Source organism: Hymenobacter sp. DG01 (assembly GCF_006352025.1).
In the GTDB taxonomy this organism is placed as follows: Bacteria; Bacteroidota; Bacteroidia; order Cytophagales; family Hymenobacteraceae; genus Hymenobacter.
Map to the genome: position 1 here is coordinate 286,827 of NZ_CP040936.1, position 25,476 is coordinate 312,302.

The window sequence follows — 25,476 nt, forward strand, 5'->3', positions numbered from 1 at the left end:
AGATACGCGGCCAGCGTTATATGCCGCCGCCAGGTACCCGAGCCGTACCCGAGGGAAGTTACCGGGTTTTTGGGGCCGAGGTTGCGGGCACTGCCGCCAGGGCCGCTTCCGCCTGCGAGGGGGCTACCCGCTCGAAGCGCCGGAACCAGCTGCTGATCTTCATTTGAACTACCCCGAACAGGGCTTCCTTGAAAATGCCTTTGCTCATCTTGGAAGCACCCCGGGTGCGGTCCGTGAAAATGATGGGCACCTCCTTCAGCCGAAAGCCATACTTGTAGGCCAGCCACTTCATCTCAATCTGGAAGGCATAACCCACAAACTTGATCTGGTCGAGGGGGATGGTGCGCAGCACCCGGGCCGTGTAGCACTTAAAACCGGCCGTGGCATCCATGATGGGCATGCGGGTAATCAGGCGCACGTAGGCCGAGGCAAAATACGACATCAGCACCCGGTCCATGGGCCAGTTGACCACGTTTACGCCCTGAATGTAGCGCGAACCGATGGCCAGATCGTAGCCCTGGTGGGCGCAGGCGTCGTACAGGCGAATGAGGTCGTCGGGGTTGTGGGAAAAGTCGGCGTCCATCTCGAAGATGTACTCGTAGCCCCGCGCCAGGGCCCAGCGGAAGCCGTGAATATAGGCCGTACCAAGTCCCAGCTTGCCCGTGCGCTCCTCCAGAAACAGACGGCCCTCAAACTCGGGCAGCAAGGCGCGCACAATGGCCGCCGTGCCATCCGGTGAGCCGTCGTCGATGATGAGCACATCGAAAGGTTGAGGCAATGAAAAGACCTTGCGGATAATCAGCTCCGCATTCTCACGCTCGTTGTAGGTCGGTATCAGGACAAGCCCGTTATTCATTGCCGTAAAGGTAGAAGTTTGTTTGGTGTGCCGTAGCAGGTAACTGCCGCAGCTCAGCGCAAACTTCGGATGTAGCTACAGATGCGCACACGGGGCGCGGGGTTGCTTGCCGCCCGGTGAGTGCCTTCAGAACAACAAGGGGCAAGAAGCCATAAGTTCTCCTGAAGCGGGCGTATTGCCCAGGCCGAATACCGGTTTGCTGCTTACCGACCGGCCAGGGTGTTGGCCAGGGTGCGGGCGTGGCGCACACAATCAGGTACGCCCACGCCCGCCCGCCAGTTGGCCGTAACATGCAGGCGCTGCAGGGCCAGGGCATCGGCGGCGGCGTGAGCAGGCACGATGCGGGCATCAAACTGCGGAATAGCCCGCTCCCAGTAGTAGCGGTACTGCCACACAGGCTGCGCGTCGGCGGCTACCCCGTAGAAGCGGCTAAGCTCCTGGTGTACAGCGGCTTTCTGTTCCGCCTCGGGCTGGCGGGCCTGGGCCTCGTACTGGCTACCCCCCACGAAGGTGGTAAACAGCACTTGCCCGGCCGGCGCCCGCCCGGGAAAAATAGAGCTGGTCCAGATGCTGCCGGCGGCGTAGGGCTGCTCTACTTTGGGGTGCAGGGCCCCGAATCCGTCCAGGGGGTGCTGCACGTCGGCGCGCTGGTAGGCGGTGTACACGGCCGTCATGGGCGGGTAGTGCACCTGGGCCAGGGCCGCGGCCTGCTCCGGAAACTGCTCCTGCAGCAGCGCGGCGGCTGTGTAGGCCGGCAACGCCAGCACTACCTGTTGGTACAGGCGGGGCGCCGGGCCAGCGGTGGTTTCCAGCTCCCACAGGCCGTCGTCTTCGCGGCGGTGGAGCAGGGTAGCAGCCTGCCCGAAGTGGGCCCGGCGCAGCTTGCGGGCCAGGGTATCGGTGAGGGTTTGCAGACCTTCGCGTAGCGTAAAGATGCGGCGCCGGCCCCCGGGCGCGCCCTTGCTTTTCATGAGCCCCCGCACCACTGAGCCGTGCTGCTGCTCCAGGGCCGCCAGCTGCGGAAAGGTTTTGTGCAGAAGCAGCTGCTCCGGGTCGCCGGCGTAAATACCCGAAATGAACGGGTTCAGGGCATATTCCACCACCTCAGGCCCGAAGCGGCGGCGGAAGAAGTGGGCCAGGGTTTCCTGGCTGTCGGGGGGTAGGGCTGGGCGGCCTAGCTCCCGCAGAACGTTAAACCGGGCTTTCAGGCTGAAAAAGGAGCTGGTAAGCAAGGCGGGCGGCGAAGAGGGCAGCTTATGGTAGCGGCCCTGGCGCAGCACGTAGCGATTCTGGCTCACGGCCGCCGCATCCTGAATCTGCGGGGTCAGGCCCAGGCCTTCCAGCAGTTCGCGCAGTTCCTCGGAGAGCTGCAGGGAGTTGGGACCGGTTTCGAGCAGATAGGGGCCATGCTGCTCCGTGCGAATGGTGCCGCCGGGGCGGGGCGCGGCTTCAAACAGATCATAGTCGAGGCCGGCACGCTGCAGGTACCAGGCCAAAGTAAGGCCTGAAATGCCGCCGCCTAGAATTGCAATGGCCATGTGGTGTTTAGGTGAGGAAGTGAGGAGCTAAGTAGTTACCGGTACGGAGTAATAAGGAAGCAGAGGATAGGGGTAACGTAGCAACAAAGATAACAGGTTGGGGTAGGGCGTTACCTTTGCCTGGTTGAGGTTATTTCAGTGTATCCTTCACTAATCACCATTAGGCTTATTACCCCTTCACCAAAATACTAATGAACAAAGCCGTATTCCTGGACCGTGACGGGGTGCTGAATGAAGAAATCGGGCACTACGTCTGGAAGCTGGAGGAATTTGTGGTGCTGCCCGATGTAGCTGCAAGCCTGGCCCGGCTGAAGCAGGCGGGCTACTACTTGGTTGTGGTAACCAACCAGGCCGGTATTGCCAAAGGGCTGTACTCGGCGGCCGAAGTGCAGGCCTGCCAACAGAAGCTGCAGCAGGCCACCGGTAACCTGCTGGATGCGCTTTATTTTGCCCCGGCTCACCCAAGCGTATCGGAGTCGTTGGCGCGCAAGCCCGGTTCCCTGATGCTAGAAAAGGCCATGGCCCGGTTTCAGCTGGACCCCACCCGGTGCTGGATGGTAGGTGACCGGCTGCGCGACATGCAGGCCGCCGAAAGGGTAGGGGTCCAGGGCATTCTGGTGGGCGCCTCCGAACCGGCCGCCTACCAGCCTCGCGTAGCCGATTTGCAAGCAGCCACCGACTTGATTCTGGCCGGGTCAGTACGGAACAGCTAGAAAGCCACCGGGCCCTTTCCGTCTATCGGAAAGGGCCCGGTGGTTACAACTGCACGGAGCAGCCGCTTACTGGCGGTTCGGCTGATCTGCCGTGGTGGCCATGGCCGGGGCAGCTACCTGCGTGTCGGGTTTTGTAGCCGAGTAGGCCGGGCACTTCGTCCGGCAGGAAGCAGTGCCACCCAGAGCAATGATACCCAACAGGAGTAGTTTCTTCATGTTAAAGTACAATTATTTGGATTAAGAAAGCCCCTTCAAGTCACTCAACAGCAGTGCTTTCTACGGAGTAACGATAAGGCAACATCGAAATTGTCTGGTTCGTTCTAAATAATTATTTATCAAATAAATACAAAAAGCGACCTTCCCACGTGGGAAAGTCGCTTTCATATAGGAGTGCTGAACAGGCCGCGAAGGCCGGCACGGGCTACTGGCGCTCTGCGGGGGCCGTGTGCTGAGCCGTGATGGTGGACGAAATCCGCGAAGCGTCTTTGGTGCTGCTGTACGCCGGGCACTGGGATTTTTTGTTGCAGGAGCTGAGCCCGAGGCCAATCAGGCCGACAAAGAGTAGAACTTTTTTCATAAGAGAAGAAGAGGTAATGGGCAGGGCCCGCGTGTGCATGTCAGATGGTAAAGGTAAGTGAACCCGCCGCCGTGTGCAACCAACTGTCTGCCGGCCTCGGCCGGTAGGGCTCCAGCGCCGATAAAAAAAGCGGGAGCCCCGGTAAGGAGGCTCCCGCTGTGCATTATTGCTGGTAACCCAGGATGCGCATCATCGAATCGGCCGTCTGCTCTTCAGCAAACACCCGGTCGGTGAGGTTGCCGGCCTCGTCGCGGTCCAGAATCACCATTTTCGGGGCCGGAATCAGGCAGTGCTTCACGCCGCCGTAGCCCGAAAGGCTTTCCTGGTAAGCACCGGTGTGGAAGAAGCCCACGTACAGGGGCTCCGTGTCGGTGGCGGGCTTGCGCTCCGGCAGAAACACCTGGTAGATGTGCTTTTCGGCGTTGTAGTAGTCCTGGGAGTCGCAGGTGAGGCCGCCAAGCTGGATTTTCTTGTACGAGCGGTTCCAGCCGTTGAGGGCCAGCATGATAAAGCGCTGGTTCAGGGCCCAGGTGTCAGGTAGGTTCGTGATAAACGAGCCGTCAATCATGTACCACAACTCCTTGTCGTTCTGCAGCTTCTCGTCCAGAATGCTGTAGATGGTAGCACCCGACTCGCCTACGGTGAAGATGCCGAACTCCGTGAAAATGTCCGGCTCTGGCACGTTCTCCTCCTCGCAAATGCGCTTGATGGTACGCAACACTTCGGCAATCATGTAGGGGTAGTCGTACTCCTTCTGAATGCTGGTCTGAATAGGCAGGCCGCCCCCAATGTCGATGGTGGTAAGGGTGGGGCACACCTTGCGCAGCTCGCAGTACTTGTGCACGAAGCGGCTCAGCTCCGACCAGTAGTAAGAGGTGTCCTTGATGCCCGTGTTGATAAAGTAATGCAGCATGGTCAGCTCAAAGCGCGGGTCGTCCTTGATCTTCTGCTGATAGAGCGGGATGGCGTCAGCGTAGCGGATGCCCAGGCGCGAGGTGTAGAACTGGAAGCGCGGCTCCTCGTCGGAGGCCAGGCGCATGCCCACGTTGCACTTCTCGCGCACGTTGTCGTGGTAGTAGTCTACCTCGTTCGGCGAGTCGAGAATGGGCATGCAGTTCACGAAGCCGTCGTTGATGAGGCGCGTGATTTCATACTTGTACTCCTCAGTTTTGAAGCCGTTACAGATGATGAACGTATCCTTCTTGACCTTGCCTTTGGCGTGCATGGCTCGAATGATGTTGGTATCAAACCAGCTGGAGGTTTCAATGTGCACCCCGTTTTTCAGGGCTTCTTCCACCACAAAGCTGAAGTGCGAGGCCTTGGTGCAGTAGGCGTAAGAGTACTTGCCCTGGTAGCCCGTTTGCTCAATGCCCACCCGGAACCACTCTTTGGCCCGCTGAATCTGGGAGGAAATTTTGGGGAGGTAGGTCAGGCGCAGCGGGGTGCCGTGCTTTTCTACCAGCGCCATCAGGTCAATATCGTGAAAGCGCAGCTCGTTGTCTTCAACGTGAAATTCGTCGGTAGGGAAGTCGAACGTCTGGGAAATCAGGGAGTGGTAGGTATCCATTAAAGGAGTTTCTGGGAATGAACAGTGAAGGGGAGGCCTAGCAGGCAGTGGAGCACAAAGGGCTTTCTACAAGTGAGTTTTTTAGCGCCCGGAGGCGTTTTAACCAGAGAATGTCCTGCGGGCTACGCAGAATGATAGACGGGAACAGTTCAGCTTCACTATTTCTTAACGCGAAGCTTTTTCCGAACTTAGGACCCGCAAAGATACCCCCTCGCGGGGGTTTTGGTTGTGCCTTGTTCGTTGGTTGCGCCGGAAGGTCCGCGCGCGTCAAGCCTGAGCGGATATTTATTCGCTCAATCGGCAAGCATTAAAACCACCTAACCTCTTTTATGCCAATGTAATATGCGACGAATTAAGCTTCTGGAAGTTCGCTCCGAACTAGGGGCCGGAACCCGCGGTGCCAGCCTGGGCGTAGATGCCCTACGGGTGGCCTGCCTCAACAAAGGGTCCGATTACTTCCGCCGGTTCAACTCGGTCAGCGTGCCCGACCAGAACCAAGTGCTCTTCGACCGGAATCATTTCCCGAAGGCCAAGCACATCGATTCCGTTTATACGGTGCTGAAGGGCATTGCCGGCGCCGTAGAACAAACCCTGCGCTTCGGGGAGTTCCCGCTGGTACTGGCCGGCGACCATAGCAACGCCGCCGGCACCATTGCCGGTATTAAGGCCACTTACCCCCACAAAACGCTGGGCGTAGTTTGGGTAGATGCCCACGCCGATATTCACTCGCCCTACACCACCCCCTCGGGCAACATGCACGGTATGCCGCTGGCCATCAGCCTGGGCGATGACAACCGCGAATGCCAGCGCAACCACGTAGAGCCTGAAACCGAATTCTTCTGGCAGAAGCTGAAGAACCTGGGCGAGCCCGGCGCTAAAGTAACCGGCGACCACCTGGTGTACGTGGTGGTGCGCGACACCGAGCACGAGGAAGACGCCATTATCGACCGCCTCGGCATTAAAAACTACAAGCTCGACGAGGTGAAGGCCAAGGGCACCCGCCAGGTGGCCCGCGAAATTTACGAGCGACTGCGCTTCTGCGACATGGTGTACATTTCGTTTGACGTAGATTCGCTGGACTCGCGCTTTAGCAAAGGCACCGGCACACCCGTAGAGGAAGGCCTGAACGTGGAGGAAGCAATCAGCCTGTGCCGCGCCCTGCTGGATAATGAGCGGGTGGTATGCTTCGAGATGGTAGAAATCAACCCGACCCTCGATAACATGAACACCATGGCCACCAATGCCTTCGATATTCTGGAAGCCGCTACCGACGCCATCCAGAACCGCCTGCGCATGGAAGAAGTAGTAAGCCGGTAAGGCACGAGTCTGACGGCGGAGGCGTCAGAACGTTTGACGTCCGCGCCGTTTGTGCCGAAAGACCATTATCTGCTTACCCCTGAACAGACTCAAACCTCATTGGGTAGGTATCAGCGCCCTCAACCGGTCCGACGGCTCTGTTATTGAACCGGAATGATAGCCGACGGCCAGGTTGTTAGTCTATACGTTCACCTCACGATGAGAAAGAAGGGGGAATAACAGTTGGTGGAGGATTGCCACAATTGGGCTAAATAGTTAACTCGGGCAATTCTTCGAGCAGCTCGAAATAAGTGGAGCTACTGATGAGGAAGTTGTAAATAATGAGCGTGGGGTTTCGAAGTATCTGGTCAAATACTGGAAGCAGTTTGCCGCCTCTTTCTTCCCTTCCAGCTGTCTTTTGCTGAACAGCCCCTTCTATTCCTGTAGAAGGGGCTGTTCAGCAAAAGACAGCTGGAAGAAGATTAGGGATTAACGTGCTTAAGCTTCTGGCGGCGACGCTCTTGGGCTTGCTTTACGCGGCGGTGCAGAGCCTCCAGGGCGGTTTCAGGCTGCTGAGCGGCCGCCGGGGCGGTTTCGGTCTTGATGGATTTGGTTGACATACAAAAGAAGGTTATGGTCTGCCCAAAGATACCTTTCTACGGCATATAGGGCCGCTCCTTTCTTCCACGAGCGAGTGATGAGCCCGGCCACTGGTTCTGCTTAACGTGCTTGTGAAGGTCTTCGCAATACATGGGCAGTGTTCAGACAGATCCTTGAAGCAACACTCTTTGTCACTTTTAGGAAGTATTGTTGATCCTGCGTTTATAAAATGATACACAGAGGAACTCGCTCAAGATCATTCACAAGTAATTGAGATGGTCTAGCTAAGCCGGACAGAGTTGGGACGTCGTTAGAAAACGGGTTTCGAAATGGTTTGGGGCAAGGCACCCAAGCGTCGAGTATGCGTCACTCAGTGTTGTAGTAGGCCACGTGGTGGCTGATTTCAAGCTTGGCTTCGGCCTTATATATTTATATCAAAGGTGCGTTAAACAACCCCTCAATGCGCATATTCTTAGACGAGCAACGTCATTGCTGTAGCACCAAAAAGAATAGCGGTATGTGTTGGTTCTTCATCGGACGAGAGTGCAAGGCTAAAGCCGACGCCACCACAACGGCGCGCGAAGTAGCTGCACGCAAGCTCTCGGGAAAAGCGGCTACACGTATATGCTTGTTTAGCTGAGCATACTGTTCAATGCAACGAGAGGCATTGTGATTGCCAAGGGGGTAGCGCCTACCCCCGCCCTTGGCGGTAAGGCACCCCGAACAGCCAGGACGTGAGCAAGGGCACGGCAAACACGGCTACCGTGAGAATGGTCAGGCCAACATCGGCGGCTTCGCTAGCGAGGAAATGACTGAACGGATGCTGAGGCAAAAAATGCTCGAACAAAGACAGCAGGAGCTTCAGGCCCAAAATGCCAATAACCACGAAGGCAGCCGTTTCCAGGAAGGGGTACTTGCCCATGAGCAGCACAAAAGCCTGCGCCACCAGCCGCATAGCCAAAATCCCGATAAATACGCCGACGCAAACCAGAATGAGGTTATCAGTGAAGGCTACCACCGCAAACACGTTGTCGATGGAAAACGCCAGGTCCATGAGTTCAATCAGGGCCACGGTGGCCCAGAAAGGGCCAATCAGGCCCAGGGTGTGGCGGTAAAACCAGCTCTGCTCCTTGTCCACATCCTCTTCCTCCGAGCGATTCTTGCTGGCAAACTGACTGTACGCCAGATACAACAAGTAGAGGCCGCCCAGGGGCTTCAGGTACCAGAATTGAATCAGGTAGGACGCGAACAGCAGACAAAGCCCCCGGAACACGTAGGCCCCAATGATGCCGTAGCGCAGGGCTTTGTGGCGCTGCTCCTTCGGCAGGTCGGAAACCATAGTAGCCAGCACCGCCGCGTTATCCACGGAAAGCAGGCTTTCGATAATAATGAGGTTTCCCACAATGGCCAGAGCGGCCAGCGGGTTGTCGAGGATTTGCTGGAGATGAACGTTCATGCGTAGGGCGCAAGATACAGGGCGCAGCACATACACGCAGGCCTGAGGAGTTTGGTTGGGAAGGAGGAGGTAGGAAGGTAAAGGATAAGAGCTTTTGGCGGAAGGATGATAGATGAGAGTAAAAGGGTGGGGGTAGGGGAGAAGCCATCAGCGGGGAAAGAGCCTGGCAGGTGGTGCTGGAGCCATAACAGCAGAAGCCGCATTTTTTTCAGATGGCATCCGACCGGGCTTTCTACCTTTGTACCAGCGGCAGCCCCGAGTGGCGGCCGTGTCCATTTCCTATGAAGCCGATTCTTTGGGTACGAATTTCACGACGACTCTAGCGTAAGCTGGGGCAAGGTCAGGGGCCAGACGCTGGGTAATACCGCGTCGCCTTTGTGGCCGGGCCCGCGGTTTACGCGGCATTCGTGGTTTCGCCTCCCAATTATTCATCTTCCGGAGGCCTCAGCTGAGGCTTTCCTTCAAGCGTTTCGCTTTCTGTGCTACTACTCGAACAAACCCTCAAAGCGGCCCTCGGGGCTGCCATCAAGAATGTATTCGACGCCGAGGTAGCGTCGCCCCAGCTCACGCTGCAGCCCACGCGCAAGGAGTTTGCCGGCTCGTTTACCCTCGTCACGTTTCCTTTCACTAAGCAGCTGGGCAAAGGCCCCGAGCAAATCGGGCAGGGCATCGGCGACTGGCTGGTGGCTAACGAGCCCCTGGTAACTGGCTACAACGTGGTGAAAGGCTTCCTGAACCTGGAAATTGCCGACACGGCCTGGCTGGACGTATTCCAGCAGCTACGCCAGCAGCCGGCCGGTACGCCCGTGGAAACCGGCGGCCCCCAGCGCGTGGTGGTGGAGTATTCCTCGCCTAACACCAACAAGCCCCTGCACCTGGGCCACCTGCGCAACAACTTCCTGGGCTACTCGGTGGCCGAGATTCTGAAGGCCACCGGCGCCACAGTAAATAAGGTGAACCTCGTCAATGACCGGGGCATTCACATCTGCAAATCCATGCTGGCTTACCAGCAGTACGGCAACGGCGAAACCCCGCAGAGCGCCGGCATCAAAGGTGACCATCTGGCGGGCAAATACTACGTGCTGTTCGAGAAGCACTACCGCGAGCAGGTAAAGCAGCTGGAGGCCGAAGGTGTGCTACCCGACGTAGCCAAGCGCCAGGCCCCCATGATGCTGCAGGCTCAGGACATGCTGCGCGCCTGGGAAGCCGGCGACGAAGAGGTAGTAAGCCTCTGGAAGCAGATGAACGGCTGGGTATACGAAGGCTTCAACGAAACCTACCAGACCATCGGGGTCGATTTCGACAAGTATTACTACGAGTCGGGCACCTACCTGCTGGGCAAGGAGCGGGTAGAAGAAGGCCTGCAGAAAGGCGTATTCTTCCGCAAGAATGACGGCTCGGTGTGGGTTGATCTGCAGGCTGAGGGCCTCGACGAGAAGCTCCTGCTCCGCGCCGACGGCACCAGCGTGTACATCACCCAGGACCTGGGTACGGCCGAGCTGAAGTTTCAGGATTTCGAGTACGACCTCTCGGTGTATGTTATTGCCGACGAGCAGAACTACCACATGCAGGTGCTACGCGCCGTGCTGCAGAAGCTGGGCAAGCCCTACGCCGAGGCTATCTACCACCTCAGCTACGGCATGGTGGACCTACCCTCCGGCAAGATGAAAAGCCGCGAAGGCACCGTCGTGGATGCTGACGAGCTGGTGCGCGAAGTGGTGGAAGCCGCCAAAGCCGCTACCCTCGAAAAAGGCAAAACCGAAGGCCTGACCGAGGAGCAAGCCGCCGAGCTCTACCACATGCTGGGCCTGGGCGCCCTCAAGTACTACCTGCTGAAAGTGGACCCCAAGAAGCGCATGCTCTTCAACCCCGAAGAATCTGTGAGTCTGGAAGGCCACACCGGCCCCTTCATTCAGTACTCGCACGCCCGTATCAGCAGCATTCTGCGCAAAGCCGCTGAGCAAGGTGTAGCCGCCGATGCCAGCCTGACCGGCCTCACCGAAATCCATGCTACGGAGCGAGAAATGATTCAGGAGCTGGGTCGCTACCCCGCCGTAGTGGCCGAAGCCGCCCGTACCCAGTCGCCGGCGGTGGTAGCGCAGTACGCTTACGATATTGCCAAAGCCTACAACCGCTTCTACACCGAAGTGCCTATCTTCATTGAGCCCGATGCGGCCAAGAAGGCCTTCCGCGTGGCGTTGTCGGCCCAAACAGCTCAGGCCATCAAAACCAGCATGAACCTGCTTGGCATTCAGGTGCCTGAGCGGATGTAGTTCATTTTAAAAAGCCGTTTGGCTCTTCAACCTGCCAAACGCGAGTACTTTCTCTTTTCCAGCAGCACCGCCCGTACTAGGCGGTGCTGCTGTTTTTCTTTCTTCATTAAATAGGCGCGAAACCGGAGTGTCGCGCCGCCCTAGCTCATGAAAAGCGTAGCAGTGTATTGCGGTTCCAGTGCCGGAACCAACGAATTGTACACCCAACAAGCCCAGGAAATGGGCCGGGTACTAGCCGAGCGTGGCATGACGCTGGTGTACGGCGGGGGCCGGGTGGGCCTTATGGGGGCCGTGGCCGACAGTGTGCTGGCTCACGGCGGTCAGGTTATCGGCGTGATTCCCGATTTCCTGGTGGCTAAAGAAGTAGAACACCGCGGCGTGACGGAGCTGCACATTGTAAAAAGCATGCACGAGCGCAAGCTGATGATGGCCGACCTGGCCGAAGGCTTCGTGGCCATGCCCGGCGGTTTCGGAACCTTGGAGGAGTTATTCGAGGTGCTGACCTGGGGGCAGCTGGGTCTGCATAAAAAGCCCGTAGCCCTGCTCAACGTGGCCGGCTTCTACGACCACCTGCTGCGCGCCCTCGACCATATGTCGGATGAAGGCCTGCTGCGCCGTGAAAACCGTAACCAGCTTCTGAGCAACCCTGACCCCAACGGTCTGATTGAGGAGATGCTAGCCTACCAGCCCATAGCCCTGGAGAAGTGGCTGACGCCCCGCACTACGTAAGGGCACTCACACAACTTAGCAAAGCACCTTTTCGCCTGTCGCAGGTAGGAAGGTGCTTTTTTCTTTAAATGGGGTAATTATTTGAAATATTGGGTATGAGAAGAACTGCCAATAGAAAATAAGCCCCGCGTAGCTCACACGAGCCTGCTATGCGTGCAGCAAACGACTTGTGATGCAGGGTTGCTGATCGTATTGGTATTAACAAAATGTTTCCATAATACAGAATCGTTTTCTTATTTTAAGACTGAATTTGAATATTCTATTATATAAGGAGAAATAGCTGTTAAGGCCTATGCTATAAGGTTTTAGTAAGTATTGTCTTGCTAGATTTGCGATGGTTGAGCACAAGTATATATTGTTTGTGCCCAATTTGAGACAATCTGCTTTGTACAGTATTTAAGTAAACACTAGGCCTTTTGATGAAAACAACTTTACGGTTACTAAGCCTTATTTCACTGTTAACTCCTTTGGGAGTGCACGCGCAAGGGCCGTGTGGTGGCGCAACTACTGAGCTCGATTTTTCTTGCACTACGTGTGGCTACGAAAATTCCTGGGCTACAAGTCGTACTACAGCAGTAGCTAATTCTGCCGTGACTATTAGTACCAGCAACTACGCATCAGGTAGTAACAGCGGAAGTACTCTGACTCAAGGAGCTAGCTTTACTACTACAACCCTGGAGTGGAATGTGAGCTATAAGAATAATAGCACAAACACATCTTCTGTTGATTTTACCTTCAATCGTCCGGTTACGAACTTTACGATTGTTGTTCGGGACATTGACCGGGCAAGCGCTGCAGCAGTTGACCAGGTAGTTTTTGCGGGGTATAATAGCACCAGCTCAACTCCTTCCGTAGCAATCAACCCGACCAGCCTGGTTTCCAGTAATACGGCTAATGTTGCGGTCAGTGGAGGAAATACGGCGACGGGGCAGGCTGCTGTAGCAGACGGAACCAACGCTGCTTTCGTGACGGCTTCTTTCACTGAGCCTATCACAAGCTTTCGGCTGACATTCAATAATCCTACTTCTTCCAACCCTGCAAGCCAACGAATTGGTATAGACAAGATGTCGTGGTGCAAGCTTACTACGGCGGCCAACGATGACGCGCTTACCATTTCCTACCGGTCCACGGCTCCAGTAGATATTCTGGCCAATGACGTAACAGATGGCACGTTCAATAAGACTACGCTGGACCTTATTCCTGGCACTGCTGCGGTAGATGCTGTGTACACGGATGGTAATGGCGTAACGTACACGGCTAATCCTTCCACGGGTATCGTTTCGTTCACGAACCCTAATAAGTACGTTGGAGCCAGCACGCTGAACTATCTGATAAAGGACAATACCGGCCAACCAGTAACCGCATCCCTGGACTTGACGCTGACCAACGGAACCCCCGAGGCAGTCAACCACCAGGTAAGTCGGTCCTACAGCATTACTACCCCCATTAACCTGCTTACCGGGGTGAGCGACGTGGACGGGAACAGTTCGATAGTGGCAGCATCCGTGGATCTGAATCCGAGCCTGGCGCGCCGACAAGCTACGTATGTAGTAGCCAACCAGGGTACTTTCACGATTGATGATAACGGCTTGGTGTCGTTTGCTCCGCTCAACGGCTTTGTTGGCACTAGTGTGCTCTCATACACGGTGCAGGATGAAAAGGGACTTACTTCTACCCCCAAGCAGCTCACGCTTACTACTACCAGCGCCGCCCCCGTAGCGGTAAATGACGTAGCCACCCGCTCCAATACTACGAAAGCCCCGATCTATATTCTGCCCAATGACTCGGATGCGGATGACGACCTCGATATAGCAACGGTAGATCTTAACCCGGCTACTCCCGCCCGCGACCTGACCTACACCGATGGAACAAAGGGTACTTACACAGTAGATGACAACGGGCTGGTGTCGTTTGCGGCTATCAACAATTTCACGGGCACCAGCACGGTGTCCTACCTCGTGCGCGACGCCAAAGGGCTGGCCTCCAACACTGCTACCCTTACCCTAACAGTGACGCAAACGCTGGCCAACGATGACACTAACGTAACCCCCAAGGGAACTGTCGCATCAGGCAACGTGCTCATCAACGACAACAACCGCGCTGGCACTAGCCTCAGCGTGAGTACTACCCCGGTTACCGCCCCTGCCCACGGAACCGTAGCAATTCAGGCCAACGGAGACTACACGTATACGCCCGCTGCCAATTACGTGGGCAACGACTCATTTGTGTATCGGGCTACGGATGGTTCTACCAACTCGAATGGCACGGTGACTATTCTGGTCTATGACCCTGCTACGGCTTGCACGGAAGCCACCGGGCCTAACCTGCTGAAGAACCCAAGCTTCGCGCTAGGAAACACCGGTTTCCAGACCGACTACACCTACGTTGAGAACCAACCCAACATCACTACAGAGCTAAATCCGGAAGGACTGTACGCCGTAGGTACCAGCGCCTCTGACTATCATGGCAATTTTATCCAGAATGGCCGTGGTGGAGCTACGGATAACTTCCTGATGATTAACGGAAGTAACACCATCAAAAAGCTGTATTCGCAGACTATTGCCGTAGAGCCGAACAAGTATTACAGCTTCTCGGCCTACGTGAATAATATCATCAAAGGAAGTACTGCCACCACCGCCGACGACCCGGTGTTTGGCTTCGTGATTAATGGCGCTTCCACGTCGGGAATTACTTCCATCCCGGAGGACCCAGATACGTGGGTGAAGCTGGACGACATCTGGTTTTCCGGCAATAACACCACGGCCACATTTGAAATCGTGAATGTGTCAATTGCGGCGGGCGGTAATGATATGGGCATCGATGACGTGTATTTTGGTACTTGTAATGAAGCACCGGTGGCCGTAAACGACTTGGTAATGGTGCCCTCTACCATTCCCACGTCCTTCCCTGTCATTACCAACGACGTGGACGACGGAGGCGTGCAGGGCAATACGCTGCTGCTCTATAACGCCGATGGCTCCGGCGCCGGCACCAAGACCTTGACGACAACGGAAGGCTCTTACAGCACCAATGCTAACACGGGCATGGTCACCTTTACACCGGCTAATGGCTTTACCGGCTCCTCCGTTATTCGGTACAAGGGCTACGATGGAGCTAGCGCCGTGAGCAATATGGCTACCGTCACGGTGCGCGTAGGCCCCGTAGCTGCTGCCGATGTGCAGAACATGACCGGGCAGCGGGTGGCAACTCTGAACGTAACGGCCAATGACCAGGACGTGGATGGCGTGGACCCCTCCACTGTGGACCTGGACCCCTCTACCCCTGCCCAGGACCTCAGCCGTGTAATGGCTAATGTTGGTGTATTCCAGGTTGATGGCACCGGCGTGGTTTCCTTTACCCCTGTATCTACTTTCTCTGGCAATGCCTCCATCCCGTACTCCGTGAAGGACTACGTAGGAGCCACGTCCAACAACGGCATCATTTCCATTACGCTGGACCGGCCTCTGCCCGTACAGTTGACCCGCTTCGAGGCCAAAGTCAAAGAGGCTGATGTACACGTAAGCTGGACAACGGCCATGGAGTTAAAGAACGAACGTTTCGAGGTGGAACGCTCTCTGGACGGCCGCACCTTCACCCGGATTGGTTCCGTAGCAGGGCGCGGCACCACCAACCAGTCGGCCCAGTACAGCTACCTTGATGCTAAGGCCCGTCGGGTAGCCCCGTTGCTTTACTACCGCCTGCGGCAGGTAGATACCAACGGAGAAGCTGAGTACTCCGACGTACAAACCGTGCGCTTCGCAGAGAAGTCTCTGGCTCCTACCTTCAATGTAAGCCCTAACCCGGCTACCAACGAGGCTGCGCTGGATCTGACTACAATGCCCATCGGCAGCTATTCCGTGCAGGTACTCGACATGACGGGCCGGGTATTGTACTCCGGTGCCGCCGAAGGTGGTAAAATCTCCCCGCTGGCGCTTCACCAAATTAGCAGCGGTGTGTATGTCGTGCTGGTGCACAATAGCACCACCCATGCCACGAAACGCATCGTGAAGCAGTAGCCGCACTGAAAGGTTCAAATAACAAAGCGCCCCACCAGATTGCTGGTGGGGCGCTTTGTTATTCGGGGAGGTAGAACAGGCAGTACGCTAGTTATTCCGGCATCCGGTAGATGACGGCGTTGCAGTTCATGCCAGCCCCCACGGAGGCAAAAACAATTGTCTGATTGGGCTCGATGCTTTTGCCTTCCAACTTGTTTTTCAGCAACAGGTCGAAGAGGGTAGGGAGGGTAGCCACCGAGGAGTTGCCCAGCCAGGAAATGGTCATAGGCATAACGTGCTCCGGAATTTCCGACTGCCCATAGAGGCTGTAAAGGCGCTTCAGGATGGCGTCATCCATTTTGCCGTTGGCCTGGTGCAGCAGCAGCCGGTGCATGTCCGGGAGCGGAACGCCGGCTTTGTCCAGGCAATCTTTGATGGCCTGGGGCACGGTTTTCAGGGCGTACTCATAAAGCTTGCGGCCTTCCATTTTCAGGAAAAGCTCCTCGCCTACATAGGCAGGGTTATAAGACGCGCCCATGCGCAGCAAATGCGCTGCCTGCACGGTATCGGAGCGGGTGGCGTGGGCCAGAATGCCGACTGGGACGTCGCTTTCGCGGGCTTCCAGCAGCACGGCCCCGGCCCCGTCAGCGTAGAGCATGCTGTCCCGGTCGTGGGGGTCGCAGACGCGCGAAAGCACCTCTGCTCCAATCACCAGCACGCGCTTGGCATCACCGGAGCGCAAGTAGTAATCGGCCTGAATGAGGGCCTGCAACCAGCCAGGGCACCCGAAAGGCAGGTCGTAGGCAATGGTGTGCGGGTTTTCGATGCCGAGCTTGTGCTTAACCCGGGCTGCCAGGCTAGGCACGAACTCCGAGCGCTTGTTGTCGGAACGCACATCGCCGAAGTTGTGCGCCACCAGAATGTAGTCGAGCTGTTCGGGGTCGGTGCCGCAGGAGTTGAGGGTATCCTGGGCGGCCAGAAAAGCAAGGTCGGAGGTTACCTGATCATCGGCGGCGTAGCGCCGCTCCTGAATGTCCGTAATCTGGGCAAAGCGCTCTACAATCTCGGCTCCGGGCTTGGTGAGCAGGGTTCCGGTGGCGTCGTAGAAAGCGGCGGTAGTGAATTCTTCGTTTTTAACAACGCGAGTAGGCAGGTAGCTGCCGGTTCCGGTAATCACCGAATAAAGCGTCTTGGGCATGTGCTTAAGAGCCGCGGAATGAAGACGCGCCAATACTCAAATGTACAGATTTTTGGCATTGCCGGGTTTTGGGGGGGTAGAAACCTCCTCGGTAGCCGTACCTTTCCTATCGAACCCGACTGGCCCGAACATTGCGTATATCCGCCGGTTCTTCACAGACAATTCCCCTCAATTTATTCTCCATGAAAACCCTGCTGCTGTTGGGTGCGCTGGCCGCTACTGGCTTTGCTACCCTCTCTTCCAACTCAAACCCCGCGGTACCCATGACCACTGAATCTGCTGCTGCCACCGGCACTGTGTACGACTTCACCGTGAAAAGCATTGACGGCAAAGACGTGAAGCTGAGCCAGTACAAGGGCAAAAAGCTGCTCATCGTGAATACGGCCTCGGAGTGCGGCTACACCCCGCAGTACAAGGAGCTGGAGGAGCTCTACAAAAAGCACGGCGACAAAGTGACGGTGTTGGGCTTCCCGGCCAACAACTTTGGGGGGCAGGAGCCCGGCACGGAAGCCCAGATTGCCGCCTTCTGCGAGAAAAACTACGGCGTGACCTTCCCGCTGTTCAGCAAGGTTTCGGTGAAAGGTGCCGACACGGCTCCGCTCTACAAGTTCTTGGCTGATAAGTCGAAGAACGGGGCCGTGAGCGACGCGCCCACCTGGAATTTCTGCAAGTACCTGGTAGATGAAACCGGCCACGTGGTGGCGTTTTACCCTTCCAAGGTGAAGCCCATGAGCGACGAGCTGGTATCGGCTATTCTGAAGTAAAGCCCTACGTAGTGGCTGGCCCGGCCTGGGTTTCGTGTGCCATAGTCGGCCCGCGAAGCCCAGGCTGCTTTTTGTGTCCCGGAGCGGTGGGTTCTCTACCTTCGCGCCCGTAACCTTGCTTTGCCTGTATGATACGCACCGTAATTTTTGACATGGATGGGGTAATCGTGGACACCGAGCCCGTGCATCGGTATGCCTTTTATCGGCACTTCGAGGAGCTGGGCATCCACGTTTCCGATGAGGAATACGCCACGTTCACGGGGTGCTCTACCAAAAACGTGTACCAGCAACTCAAGGACAAGCACGGTCTGGAGCCCGATGTAGATGCCCTGATGCATAGCAAACGCGAGTTCTTCAATCGGGCCTTCGATGAAAAAGCCGACCTCGACCTGCTCGATGGTGTGCGCACGCTCATTGAGGATCTGCACCAGCACGGCATTCAGCTGATTCTGGCTTCCTCGGCGTCCAAAGCTACCATTGACCAGGTGATGCGCCGCTTTGCCCTGGCGCCGTACTTCACCCACCTGATCAGCGGCGAGGACTTCCCGTGTTCCAAGCCTGACCCTGCCATTTTCGAGCACGCTGCCTCCCTTTCCGTGGCGCCCAAGCAGGAGTGCATTGTTATTGAAGACTCGGCCAATGGCGTAGCGGCGGCTAAAGCGGCGGGCATCTACTGCATCGGCTACAACAGTGAGCATTCCAAGCTGCAGGACCTGAGTCTGGCCGATCAGGTTATCAACCATTTCGCGGAGTTGACGGCCGAAAAAATTGCCGCCATCAATCCGGCCGCCGCGGAGTAACATTGTTCTGATCGAAGGTTTGGCGCGTGAAGGAGGGTAGGGTGCTGCTCCTGCCCGAGCCCTCAGCCAAGCCGGAACACGTAGTACCAGATTAACATCTTTTCTCTAATGGCTGCTTCTGCCACTCCTGCTACCCCCATCAGCCCGGCCAAAGCCTGGGTTTCGGCCTTTCGGCCCCGCACGCTGCCCCTGGCCCTGGCCAGCATCATGGCCGGAGGCTTCCTAGCGGCCAGCCACGGGCAGTTTCGGGGAAGCGTGGTAGGACTAGCCGCCCTGACGACCATTTTGCTGCAGATTCTGAGCAACCTCGCCAACGACTACGGCGACTCCCAGAACGGCGCCGACAGCGTGCACCGCGAGGGGCCGCAGCGGGCCGTGCAGAGCGGAGCTATTAGTCCGCAGCAGATGAAAAAGGGCATGGGGGTGTTCGGGTTGCTGTCCTTGCTGAGCGGGCTGCTGCTGCTGTGGGTGGCTCTGGGCACGGCCGGCGCCTGGATTTTCCTGGCCTTTTTCGTGCTGGGCCTCTCGGCTATCTGGGCCGCCGTAAACTACACGGCCGGCTCCAAACCCTACGGCTACGCCGGCCTCGGCGACTTGTCGGTGTTCGTGTTCTTCGGGCTGGTAGGCGTGTGCGGTACGTATTTTTTGCAGGCGTATAGTCAGGTAGAGGTCTGGACCCAGGCCCTGCCGTTGCCGGTGCTGCTGCCCGCCGCCGCGCTGGGCTGCTTTGCTACCGCCGTGCTGAACGTAAACAACATCCGCGACATCCGCTCCGATGAGCTGGCCGGCAAAATCACCATTCCGGTGCGGCTGGGGCCGGTGCGCGCCCGCCGCTACCACTGGCTGCTGCTGCTACTGGGCTTCGGCTGCGCCGTGGTGTACGTGGCCCTCACGTATCACTCGCCCTGGCAGTGGCTGTTTCTGCTCTCGGCTCCGCTGCTGTTGCGCAACGCTACCCAGGTATGGCAGCGCCAGGAGTCGATGCAGCTCGATCCGCTGCTGAAGCAAATGGCCCTTACCACGCTAGTGTTTACGCTACTGTTCGGGGTAGGGCAGGTGTTGTAAGGTGGGTACACTTGCCGGATATATTCCCTCCCAACCCTAAGAGAGATGAACAATTCTTCTCACTCAAGTACTATAGCGGCAGTGCGTTGTTTTCTCAGCGAAGAAATTGGGGCGAACGAAGCTGAAATAACTGGCAGCGCGGATTTGGTCAACGATCTAGGTGTATGGGGTGACGACTTTTTTGAGCTGATGGAGAAATTCAGTCAGAAGTTTCAAGTAAACATTACTTCTTTTCGCTGGTATTTCCATAGCGGAGAAGAAGGATTCAACACAGGCGGCATAATTTTTCGCCCGCCCAATGAGCGGGTCGAGCATATTCCAGTAACCTTGGAAATGCTGGCTGAGGCTGCAGAAAAGCAACGATGGATTGTAGAGTATCCACCCCATCGGCTTCCGGCCCACCGTTTTGACATCTGGCTCAACCTGCTACTCGCCTTGGGTATAGTGTTGGCTTTGTTGTTTAAGTTTTTAGTGATGTAGAATTGCTATGCTACCACTAAAGAAAGCTGCAGCCTGTATAAATAGCCGCCTTTATACCTATCCAAACAAATGGTGCTATCCGAAAAAGAAACTATTCGCCTCAGCAAGCTCCTAAGCCTAGTACTGCGCCACAATCCAGGCCATTTGGGCCTGACTCTGGATGCCCAGGGTTGGGTTGGTATCGATACATTGCTGACTCAGGCCAAAGCTCACCAAATAACGCTCACCCGCGAGAAACTGCTGTATATCGTGGAAACCAACGCCAAGCAGCGCTTCCGCCTCAGTGAAGACCAGCAACGTATTCGGGCGAGCCAGGGGCATTCGGTGGAAGTGGAACTGGGCTACGCGCCCATTGTGCCACCCACAGTTCTGTACCACGGCACCGCCACCCGCCACCAGGCTGCTATTCTGCAGAATGGGCTACAAAAAATGAGTCGCCAACAAGTGCACCTGAGCGCCGATGTAGCTACCGCCCAGCAGGTAGGCGGCCGCCACGGTCAGCCCGTTGTGCTGGTAGTAGATGCGGCCCGCATGCACGCTGATGGCCACGGGTTTTATCAGGCTGATAACGGCGTATGGCTGACGGACAAAGTGCCGGCTCAGTATCTGCAGCCGCTAGAGGGGTAGAGGATTTGCGGTAGAGCTAGGTATAGACAAGAACGTCATGTCGAGCCGGTCGAGACATCTCGCGTGCTGACGTATGGTTACCGTTGCAACGTCAGCACGCGAGATGTCTCGGCAAGCTCGACATGACAATTCTTACCTATCGCATACACTCAAGGAAACGCGGTAGTCTATTCTGGCGAAACATAAAAAAGCCCCCGCTGCGGCTGCAGAGGGGGCTTTCTTATAAGCTCAAAATCTACTCGGCGCTGGGAGTAGCTGGGGCCACCGCAGTAGCCTCAGTTGCGCCGCCTTCCGGGCGCGGGCCACGGCCACTACGGTTGCGGCCGCCCCGCTTGCGGCGGCGCTGGCCTTCGGGCTTATCACCTTCGGCGCGTGGCTGCGTTGTTGCTACTTCTCCTTCCGGGCGCGGGGTGCGGGGCTCGCGGGGCGGACGAGCTTCGCCTTCCGGACGAGGAGCACGCTCACGGCGCGGGCGGCTTTCGCTGCCTTCGGGCCGGTCTTCACGGGCGGGGCGCTGGTAGGGTTGAGCAGGGGCCTGGCCGGCGTCCAGGGCGGCTAGCGCAGCTTGGGCGCGGGCAATGCGGGCCTGCTGGTCGGCGTCGGGCTTAGCGTCGCCGCGGTTGGGACGGGAGCCGTTGCGGCCACCGCCACCACGCGGGGCACTGCCCTCGGGGCGGGGGCCACGGTCGCGGCCGGAGCCACCGCTGCGGCCGCCGCGCTCGGGCCGACCGCCGATTTTACCGCGCAGGCCGCTGAAGCGCTTGGGGTCAAACTCGGGCGCCTCGCCCAGGCCCAGGCCCTCGGTGATGTTCTGCTTCTCGATTTCGCGCTCAATCAGCTTCTCAATCTTCACCACCCGGTCCTGGTCCTGGTCTGAAATGAAGGTGATGGCCGTGCCTTTGGTGGCAGCTCTTGCGGTACGACCAATCCGGTGCACGTAATCCTCGGCGGCGCGTGGGATGTCGTAGTTTACTACGTGGCTCAGCGAATCGATATCAATGCCGCGGCTCAGCACGTCAGTAGCTACCAGGATGGGGAACTGCTTGTTTTTGAAGGCGCGCATAATTTCCTCGCGCTCTTCTTGAGTGCGGTCCGACGAAATGCCGCGGGCCTCGATGCCAAGCTTGTTGATGGCCCGCACAATGCCGCCCACGGCTGCTTTCTGCGAGGTAAACAGCACCATGCTTTGCACATCCTGGGTTTTGATGATGTGCTCCAGCAGGTAAATCTTCTGGCGGTCGAAGGCCATGTAGAACTGCTGGTCGATGCCGGCGGCGGGCTTGGATACGGCCAGGCGAATTTCCTCGGGCTGGTTCAGAATCTGCTGCGAGAACTCCCGGATTTTGTTGGGCATAGTGGCCGAGAACAGCAGCGTCTGGCGCTCCTTGGGCAGCTGCCGCACAATGTTCAGGATGTCATCGGAGAAGCCCATGTCCATCATCTTGTCGGCCTCGTCGAGCACTAAGTATTTCAGGTGCTCAAACTTCACGTAGCCCATCTGCATGTGAGCAATGAGGCGGCCGGGGGTAGCAATGATGATGTCGGCGCCGGAGGTGAGGGCGCGCTTCTGCTGCTCCCAACCCTCACTTTTGCCCCCGCCATAAATGGCAATGGAGCTGGCTTCCACGAAGTAGCCGAAGCCGGTTACCTGCTCGTCAATCTGGGTGGCCAGCTCGCGGGTGGGCACCAAAATGAGGGTGGAAGTATTGCCGTGCTTGGCGTGGGAAATCTTATCGAGAAGGGGTAGCAGGTAGGCGGCGGTTTTGCCGGTGCCAGTCTGGGCGCAGGCAATCAGGTCTTTGCCTTCAATAATTTTTGGAATGGCCTGCTCCTGAATGGGCGTGGCATTCTGATAGTTCATAGCATCGATGCCCGCCAGGAGGTCATCGTGCAGGTTAAATTCGTGAAATGTCAAGGTGCAGCTTGTTTAGGATGATTGATGGCTGACCTTGCTTTTCGGTCAGCGAACCGCTGGTTGTAATGGGAACAAAGATAGAGGGATTTAGGTGCGACACGACGCCGCAACCTCTACTGTGGCCCTGCGGGGGCAAGCTCGACGTTTTTGCGTACCCTTGCGCCCAAATTCAGCTTTCCCCTACCTCCTATGTCTGCCGGAACCCTGCTGCTCATCGACGACGAAACCAGTCTGCGCCAGCTGTTGGCCCGGGTGCTGGAGCTGGAAGGCTATACGGTGCTGCAGGCCCCCGACGCCCGCCGTGGCCTGGAGCAATTGCGCCAACACGCCGAGGAAGTACTGGTGGTACTAAGTGATGTGAAGCTGCCCGACGGCTACGGCCTCGATTTGCTACCCCGCTACCAGCAGGCAAGCCCCCTGGCGGAGGTTATCTTGATGACGGCCTACGGCACCATTCCCGACGGAGTGCGGGCCATGAAGGAAGGCGCCTTCGACTACCTCACCAAAGGCGACTCCGACGACCAGCTGCTGGTGGTGGTAGAACGGGCCGCCGACAAAGCCCGCCTCCAACGCCGCGTCGCTGATCTGGAAAAGAAAGTTGGCGCTCAGTACAGTTTCGAGAGCATGATCGGCCAGTCGGCTGCGCTAACTCAGACCAAAAAGCTGGCCCAGCGTGTGGCCCCCACCGATAGTGCCGTGCTGCTGGAAGGGCCCACTGGTGCCGGCAAGGAGCTGTTTGCCCAGGCCATTCACCAGGCTAGCCTGCGCCGGAGCAAACCCTTCGTGGCCGTGAACTGCTCGGCTTTCCCGAAAGATTTACTGGAATCGGAGCTGTTTGGCTACAAGAAAGGTGCGTTTACGGGGGCGTTGTCTGATAAGAAAGGCCTGCTGGAAGAAGCCAACGGCGGTACCTTGTTTCTGGATGAAATCGGGGAGCTGGAGTTGAACGTGCAGGCCAAGTTCCTCAGGGTGCTGGAAACCCAGCAGTTCACCAAGCTCGGCGACACCAAGCCCACCAGCGTAAACGTGCGCATCGTGGCCGCCACCAACCGCAACCTCAAGCAGGAAGCCGCCGAAGGCCATTTCCGCCCCGACCTCTACTACCGTCTTTCGGTGTTCACGGTGCTGGTACCGGGCCTGAACGAGCGGCGCGATGATATTGCCGCCCTGGCCGATTACTTCCTGCAGTACTTCGCCGCCCGCCTGCGCAAGCGCCTGCGCGGCCTGGAGCCCGAGGTACTCCAGCAGCTATATCGCTACGATTGGCGCGGGAACGTGCGTGAGCTAAAGAACGTGCTGGAGCGCGCCGCCATCCTGGCCGACGGTGACCTACTGACCGTGGATGACCTGCCCACCGAATTTCACTACCTGCCTACCCCCCTCACCACCGACGAAGCCTCCGACCGCACCCTGCGCACCCTGGAAAAGCGCCAGATCCGGCAGGTGCTCCAGGAAACTGGCGGCAACAAAATGGAATCGGCCCGCCAGCTCGGCATCGGCACCAAAACCCTCTACCGCAAGATTCAGGAGTATGGGCTGTAAGGGGAGGAGCGGGCCAATAGTTCTTATATAGTCGTTGGTGTATACTGCGAAAGAAGGCGTAGCCGTTAAGCCCCTAAGCCAGCTTCCAAGAGCAGAAGGCTGTGGCAATGTGTGTTATAATTTCTCTACCTCTTATGAAAAAGTACTTACTGAGCTTTCTACTGGTGGCCCCCTGGTTGGCCAACGCGCAAACTGCTACTCCCTTTACCATTAGAGGCAAACTGGGCACGCTTAGTACTCCGGCCAAGGTGTATTTGCTGCGCGGAATGACTGTTACTGATTCTACTACGCTTAAAAACGGTGCTTTCGAATTGAAAGGCAGCACTGAAGGGCCTGTCATGGTAGAAATGATTATGCGTCGCAACGGACGGTTGGGCAGCCTGTTCGGCCCTCCCGGCGACCGTGCGCGTCTCTATCTAGAGCCCGGCACGGTGCTAGTAAACAGCCCCGATTCTCTAACTCACGCCACTACCAAGGGCGGACCTCTAAATACAGATTATGCGCGTCTGAGTGCATCGACAGCACCCATTATAGCCGATATCCAAGCGCTTGGGGCCGAAGTGCAGCGGGCTACGGAACAACAGCGGCAAGACCCTGCCTTCACGGAGAAGTTGAGGTCCCGTTTCGAAGGATTCAACAAGCAAATTGCTACGGCCAACTATGCCTTTATTAAAGTAAATCCCAACTCGCTGGTTAGCCTGGATGCGCTGGTAGGAATGCAAATGATGGATTTGCCGCAATACGCTACCGTGGCTCCGCTGTACGAAGCATTAAGCCCAACGCTCAAAAACACGCCCCGGGGCCGGGAGTATGGCGAATTGGTGAAGGGCCTGAAAGCCGTAGCTATTGGGGCGACGGCCCCTGATTTCACTCAGCAAACCCCTGATGGCAAAACCGTATCGTTGCGCGACTACCGGGGTAAGTACGTGCTGGTTGACTTTTGGGCCTCGTGGTGTGGCCCCTGCCGCGAGGAAAACCCGACGGTTGCCAAGGTCTACAACGAATACAAAGGCCGCAACTTTGAGGTGCTGGGCGTGTCGCTGGACAGCGAAAAGGACCGCGCCAAGTGGGTAAAAGCCATTCAGGACGACAAGCTGACCTGGACCCAGGTATCGGACCTGAAGGGCTGGGAAAACGCAGCTGCACGCAGCTACAGCGTGAACGGTATCCCGCAGAACTACCTGATTGACCCCACGGGCAAAATTGTGGCCGCTAACCTCAAAGGCGACGACTTAAAAGCTACGCTAGCGAAATACATCAAGTGAGCTAGCGCTGACGTAGGAGCCAGCTTTCTAGTCAACAAACCTTAAACCGGGTTATTCTGACCGACTCACCGGGTCAGAATGACTCGGTTTTTTTGCGTCGTAGGAAGTTGAGTTTTAGAAGTTGGAAGAATTTGTATCTGACAATCAGGTAGATATAGGGTAGGAGAGCGTGGGATGAGTACAAACGGGCCTGAATTGGCAAGGGTGGTAGCGTGCTGGC

22 protein-coding genes are annotated in these 25,476 nt (G+C 57.1%); 12 read left to right on the forward strand and 10 right to left on the reverse strand.

Translation table 11 applies throughout. The features are described from left to right. Positions 1 to 58: 58 nt before the first annotated feature. Positions 59 to 856, reverse strand: coding sequence for a polyprenol monophosphomannose synthase (locus tag FGZ14_RS01135; protein ID WP_139920347.1), 798 nt, complete (start codon positions 854 to 856; stop codon positions 59 to 61). A 203-nt stretch (positions 857 to 1,059) separates the two neighbouring features. After that, positions 1,060 to 2,394 carry a protoporphyrinogen oxidase gene (gene hemG, locus FGZ14_RS01140; RefSeq protein WP_139920349.1) on the reverse strand — a complete coding sequence of 445 codons (1,335 nt, stop codon included), beginning with the start codon at positions 2,392 to 2,394 and terminating at the stop codon, positions 1,060 to 1,062. A 191-nt stretch (positions 2,395 to 2,585) separates the two neighbouring features. Here hemG and FGZ14_RS01145 point away from each other — a divergent pair, with 191 nt between their 5' ends. Continuing rightward, entirely contained in the window at positions 2,586 to 3,107 is a 522-nt protein-coding gene (locus tag FGZ14_RS01145; protein WP_139920351.1) for an HAD-IIIA family hydrolase, read from the forward strand. Positions 3,108 to 3,173: 66 nt separating this feature from the next. Here FGZ14_RS01145 and FGZ14_RS21625 read toward each other — a convergent pair whose 3' ends face one another. The 3 genes from FGZ14_RS21625 to FGZ14_RS01150 all read right to left on the reverse strand — a co-directional run bounded on the left by FGZ14_RS21625 (position 3,174) and on the right by FGZ14_RS01150 (position 5,251). After that, the gene (locus FGZ14_RS21625; RefSeq protein ID WP_180754443.1) at positions 3,174 to 3,323 is read right to left on the reverse strand and encodes a hypothetical protein; all 150 of its coding nucleotides are present in this window, start codon (positions 3,321 to 3,323) and stop codon (positions 3,174 to 3,176) included. A 205-nt stretch (positions 3,324 to 3,528) separates the two neighbouring features. Further along, entirely contained in the window at positions 3,529 to 3,684 is a 156-nt protein-coding gene (locus FGZ14_RS21630; protein ID WP_180754444.1) for a hypothetical protein, read from the reverse strand. A gap of 163 nt (positions 3,685 to 3,847) precedes the next feature. Next, a complete protein-coding gene (locus FGZ14_RS01150) occupies positions 3,848 to 5,251 on the reverse strand; it encodes an arginine decarboxylase (RefSeq protein ID WP_139920353.1) in 1,404 nt (467 codons plus the stop codon). Positions 5,252 to 5,593: 342 nt separating this feature from the next. Between FGZ14_RS01150 and FGZ14_RS01155 the strand changes: the two genes are divergently transcribed. Next, on the forward strand, positions 5,594 to 6,568 hold the full coding sequence (locus FGZ14_RS01155; protein WP_139920355.1) for an arginase: 975 nt from the start codon (positions 5,594 to 5,596) through the stop codon (positions 6,566 to 6,568). 461 nt (positions 6,569 to 7,029) lie between these two features. Here FGZ14_RS01155 and FGZ14_RS21635 read toward each other — a convergent pair whose 3' ends face one another. Both FGZ14_RS21635 and FGZ14_RS01160 read right to left on the reverse strand, forming a co-directional pair. Further along, positions 7,030 to 7,167 (reverse strand): hypothetical protein, encoded by a 138-nt coding sequence (locus FGZ14_RS21635; protein ID WP_180754445.1) that lies wholly within the window; start codon positions 7,165 to 7,167, stop codon positions 7,030 to 7,032. Positions 7,168 to 7,838: 671 nt separating this feature from the next. Further along, positions 7,839 to 8,603, reverse strand: coding sequence for a DUF475 domain-containing protein (locus FGZ14_RS01160; protein WP_139920357.1), 765 nt, complete (start codon positions 8,601 to 8,603; stop codon positions 7,839 to 7,841). A gap of 479 nt (positions 8,604 to 9,082) precedes the next feature. Here FGZ14_RS01160 and argS point away from each other — a divergent pair, with 479 nt between their 5' ends. Together argS and FGZ14_RS01170 are read left to right on the forward strand one after the other, a co-directional pair. Beyond that, positions 9,083 to 10,876, forward strand: a complete 1,794-nt coding sequence (argS, locus tag FGZ14_RS01165; protein WP_139920360.1) for an arginine--tRNA ligase — start codon at positions 9,083 to 9,085, stop codon at positions 10,874 to 10,876. Between the two features lie 147 nt (positions 10,877 to 11,023). Then, positions 11,024 to 11,605, forward strand: coding sequence for a TIGR00730 family Rossman fold protein (locus FGZ14_RS01170; RefSeq protein ID WP_139920362.1), 582 nt, complete (start codon positions 11,024 to 11,026; stop codon positions 11,603 to 11,605). A 691-nt stretch (positions 11,606 to 12,296) separates the two neighbouring features. Here FGZ14_RS01170 and FGZ14_RS21640 read toward each other — a convergent pair. After that, on the reverse strand, positions 12,297 to 12,668 hold the full coding sequence (locus tag FGZ14_RS21640; protein ID WP_180754446.1) for a hypothetical protein: 372 nt from the start codon (positions 12,666 to 12,668) through the stop codon (positions 12,297 to 12,299). Position 12,669: 1 nt separating this feature from the next. Between FGZ14_RS21640 and FGZ14_RS01175 the strand changes: the two genes are divergently transcribed. Continuing rightward, positions 12,670 to 15,621 (forward strand): Ig-like domain-containing protein, encoded by a 2,952-nt coding sequence (locus tag FGZ14_RS01175; protein ID WP_180754447.1) that lies wholly within the window; start codon positions 12,670 to 12,672, stop codon positions 15,619 to 15,621. 91 nt (positions 15,622 to 15,712) lie between these two features. Here FGZ14_RS01175 and FGZ14_RS01180 read toward each other — a convergent pair whose 3' ends face one another. Next, entirely contained in the window at positions 15,713 to 16,798 is a 1,086-nt protein-coding gene (locus FGZ14_RS01180) for a 3-oxoacyl-ACP synthase III family protein (protein ID WP_139920366.1), read from the reverse strand. Positions 16,799 to 16,980: 182 nt separating this feature from the next. On the opposite strand from FGZ14_RS01180, the gene FGZ14_RS01185 reads away from it, so the two are divergent. The 5 genes from FGZ14_RS01185 to FGZ14_RS01205 all read left to right on the forward strand — a co-directional run bounded on the left by FGZ14_RS01185 (position 16,981) and on the right by FGZ14_RS01205 (position 20,534). Further along, complete coding sequence (locus FGZ14_RS01185) at positions 16,981 to 17,562, forward strand: glutathione peroxidase (protein WP_139920368.1); 582 nt, start codon at positions 16,981 to 16,983, stop codon at positions 17,560 to 17,562. 128 nt (positions 17,563 to 17,690) lie between these two features. Next, positions 17,691 to 18,362 carry an HAD family phosphatase gene (locus FGZ14_RS01190; protein WP_139920370.1) on the forward strand — a complete coding sequence of 224 codons (672 nt, stop codon included), beginning with the start codon at positions 17,691 to 17,693 and terminating at the stop codon, positions 18,360 to 18,362. Between the two features lie 108 nt (positions 18,363 to 18,470). Next, positions 18,471 to 19,427, forward strand: a complete 957-nt coding sequence (locus FGZ14_RS01195; protein WP_139920372.1) for a 1,4-dihydroxy-2-naphthoate polyprenyltransferase — start codon at positions 18,471 to 18,473, stop codon at positions 19,425 to 19,427. A gap of 45 nt (positions 19,428 to 19,472) precedes the next feature. Further along, positions 19,473 to 19,907 (forward strand): DUF1493 family protein, encoded by a 435-nt coding sequence (locus FGZ14_RS01200; protein WP_139920374.1) that lies wholly within the window; start codon positions 19,473 to 19,475, stop codon positions 19,905 to 19,907. Between the two features lie 69 nt (positions 19,908 to 19,976). Beyond that, on the forward strand, positions 19,977 to 20,534 hold the full coding sequence (locus FGZ14_RS01205) for an RNA 2'-phosphotransferase (protein ID WP_180754448.1): 558 nt from the start codon (positions 19,977 to 19,979) through the stop codon (positions 20,532 to 20,534). Between the two features lie 235 nt (positions 20,535 to 20,769). Here FGZ14_RS01205 and FGZ14_RS01210 read toward each other — a convergent pair whose 3' ends face one another. After that, a complete protein-coding gene (locus FGZ14_RS01210; protein ID WP_257883397.1) occupies positions 20,770 to 22,395 on the reverse strand; it encodes a DEAD/DEAH box helicase in 1,626 nt (541 codons plus the stop codon). Between the two features lie 243 nt (positions 22,396 to 22,638). Here FGZ14_RS01210 and FGZ14_RS01215 point away from each other — a divergent pair, with 243 nt between their 5' ends. Both FGZ14_RS01215 and FGZ14_RS01220 read left to right on the forward strand, forming a co-directional pair. After that, positions 22,639 to 23,991 carry a sigma-54 dependent transcriptional regulator gene (locus FGZ14_RS01215; protein ID WP_139920379.1) on the forward strand — a complete coding sequence of 451 codons (1,353 nt, stop codon included), beginning with the start codon at positions 22,639 to 22,641 and terminating at the stop codon, positions 23,989 to 23,991. Between the two features lie 134 nt (positions 23,992 to 24,125). Beyond that, positions 24,126 to 25,256: a TlpA disulfide reductase family protein gene (locus FGZ14_RS01220; protein ID WP_180754449.1), complete on the forward strand. Its 1,131-nt coding sequence runs from the start codon at positions 24,126 to 24,128 to the stop codon at positions 25,254 to 25,256. Positions 25,257 to 25,476: the final 220 nt, after the last annotated feature.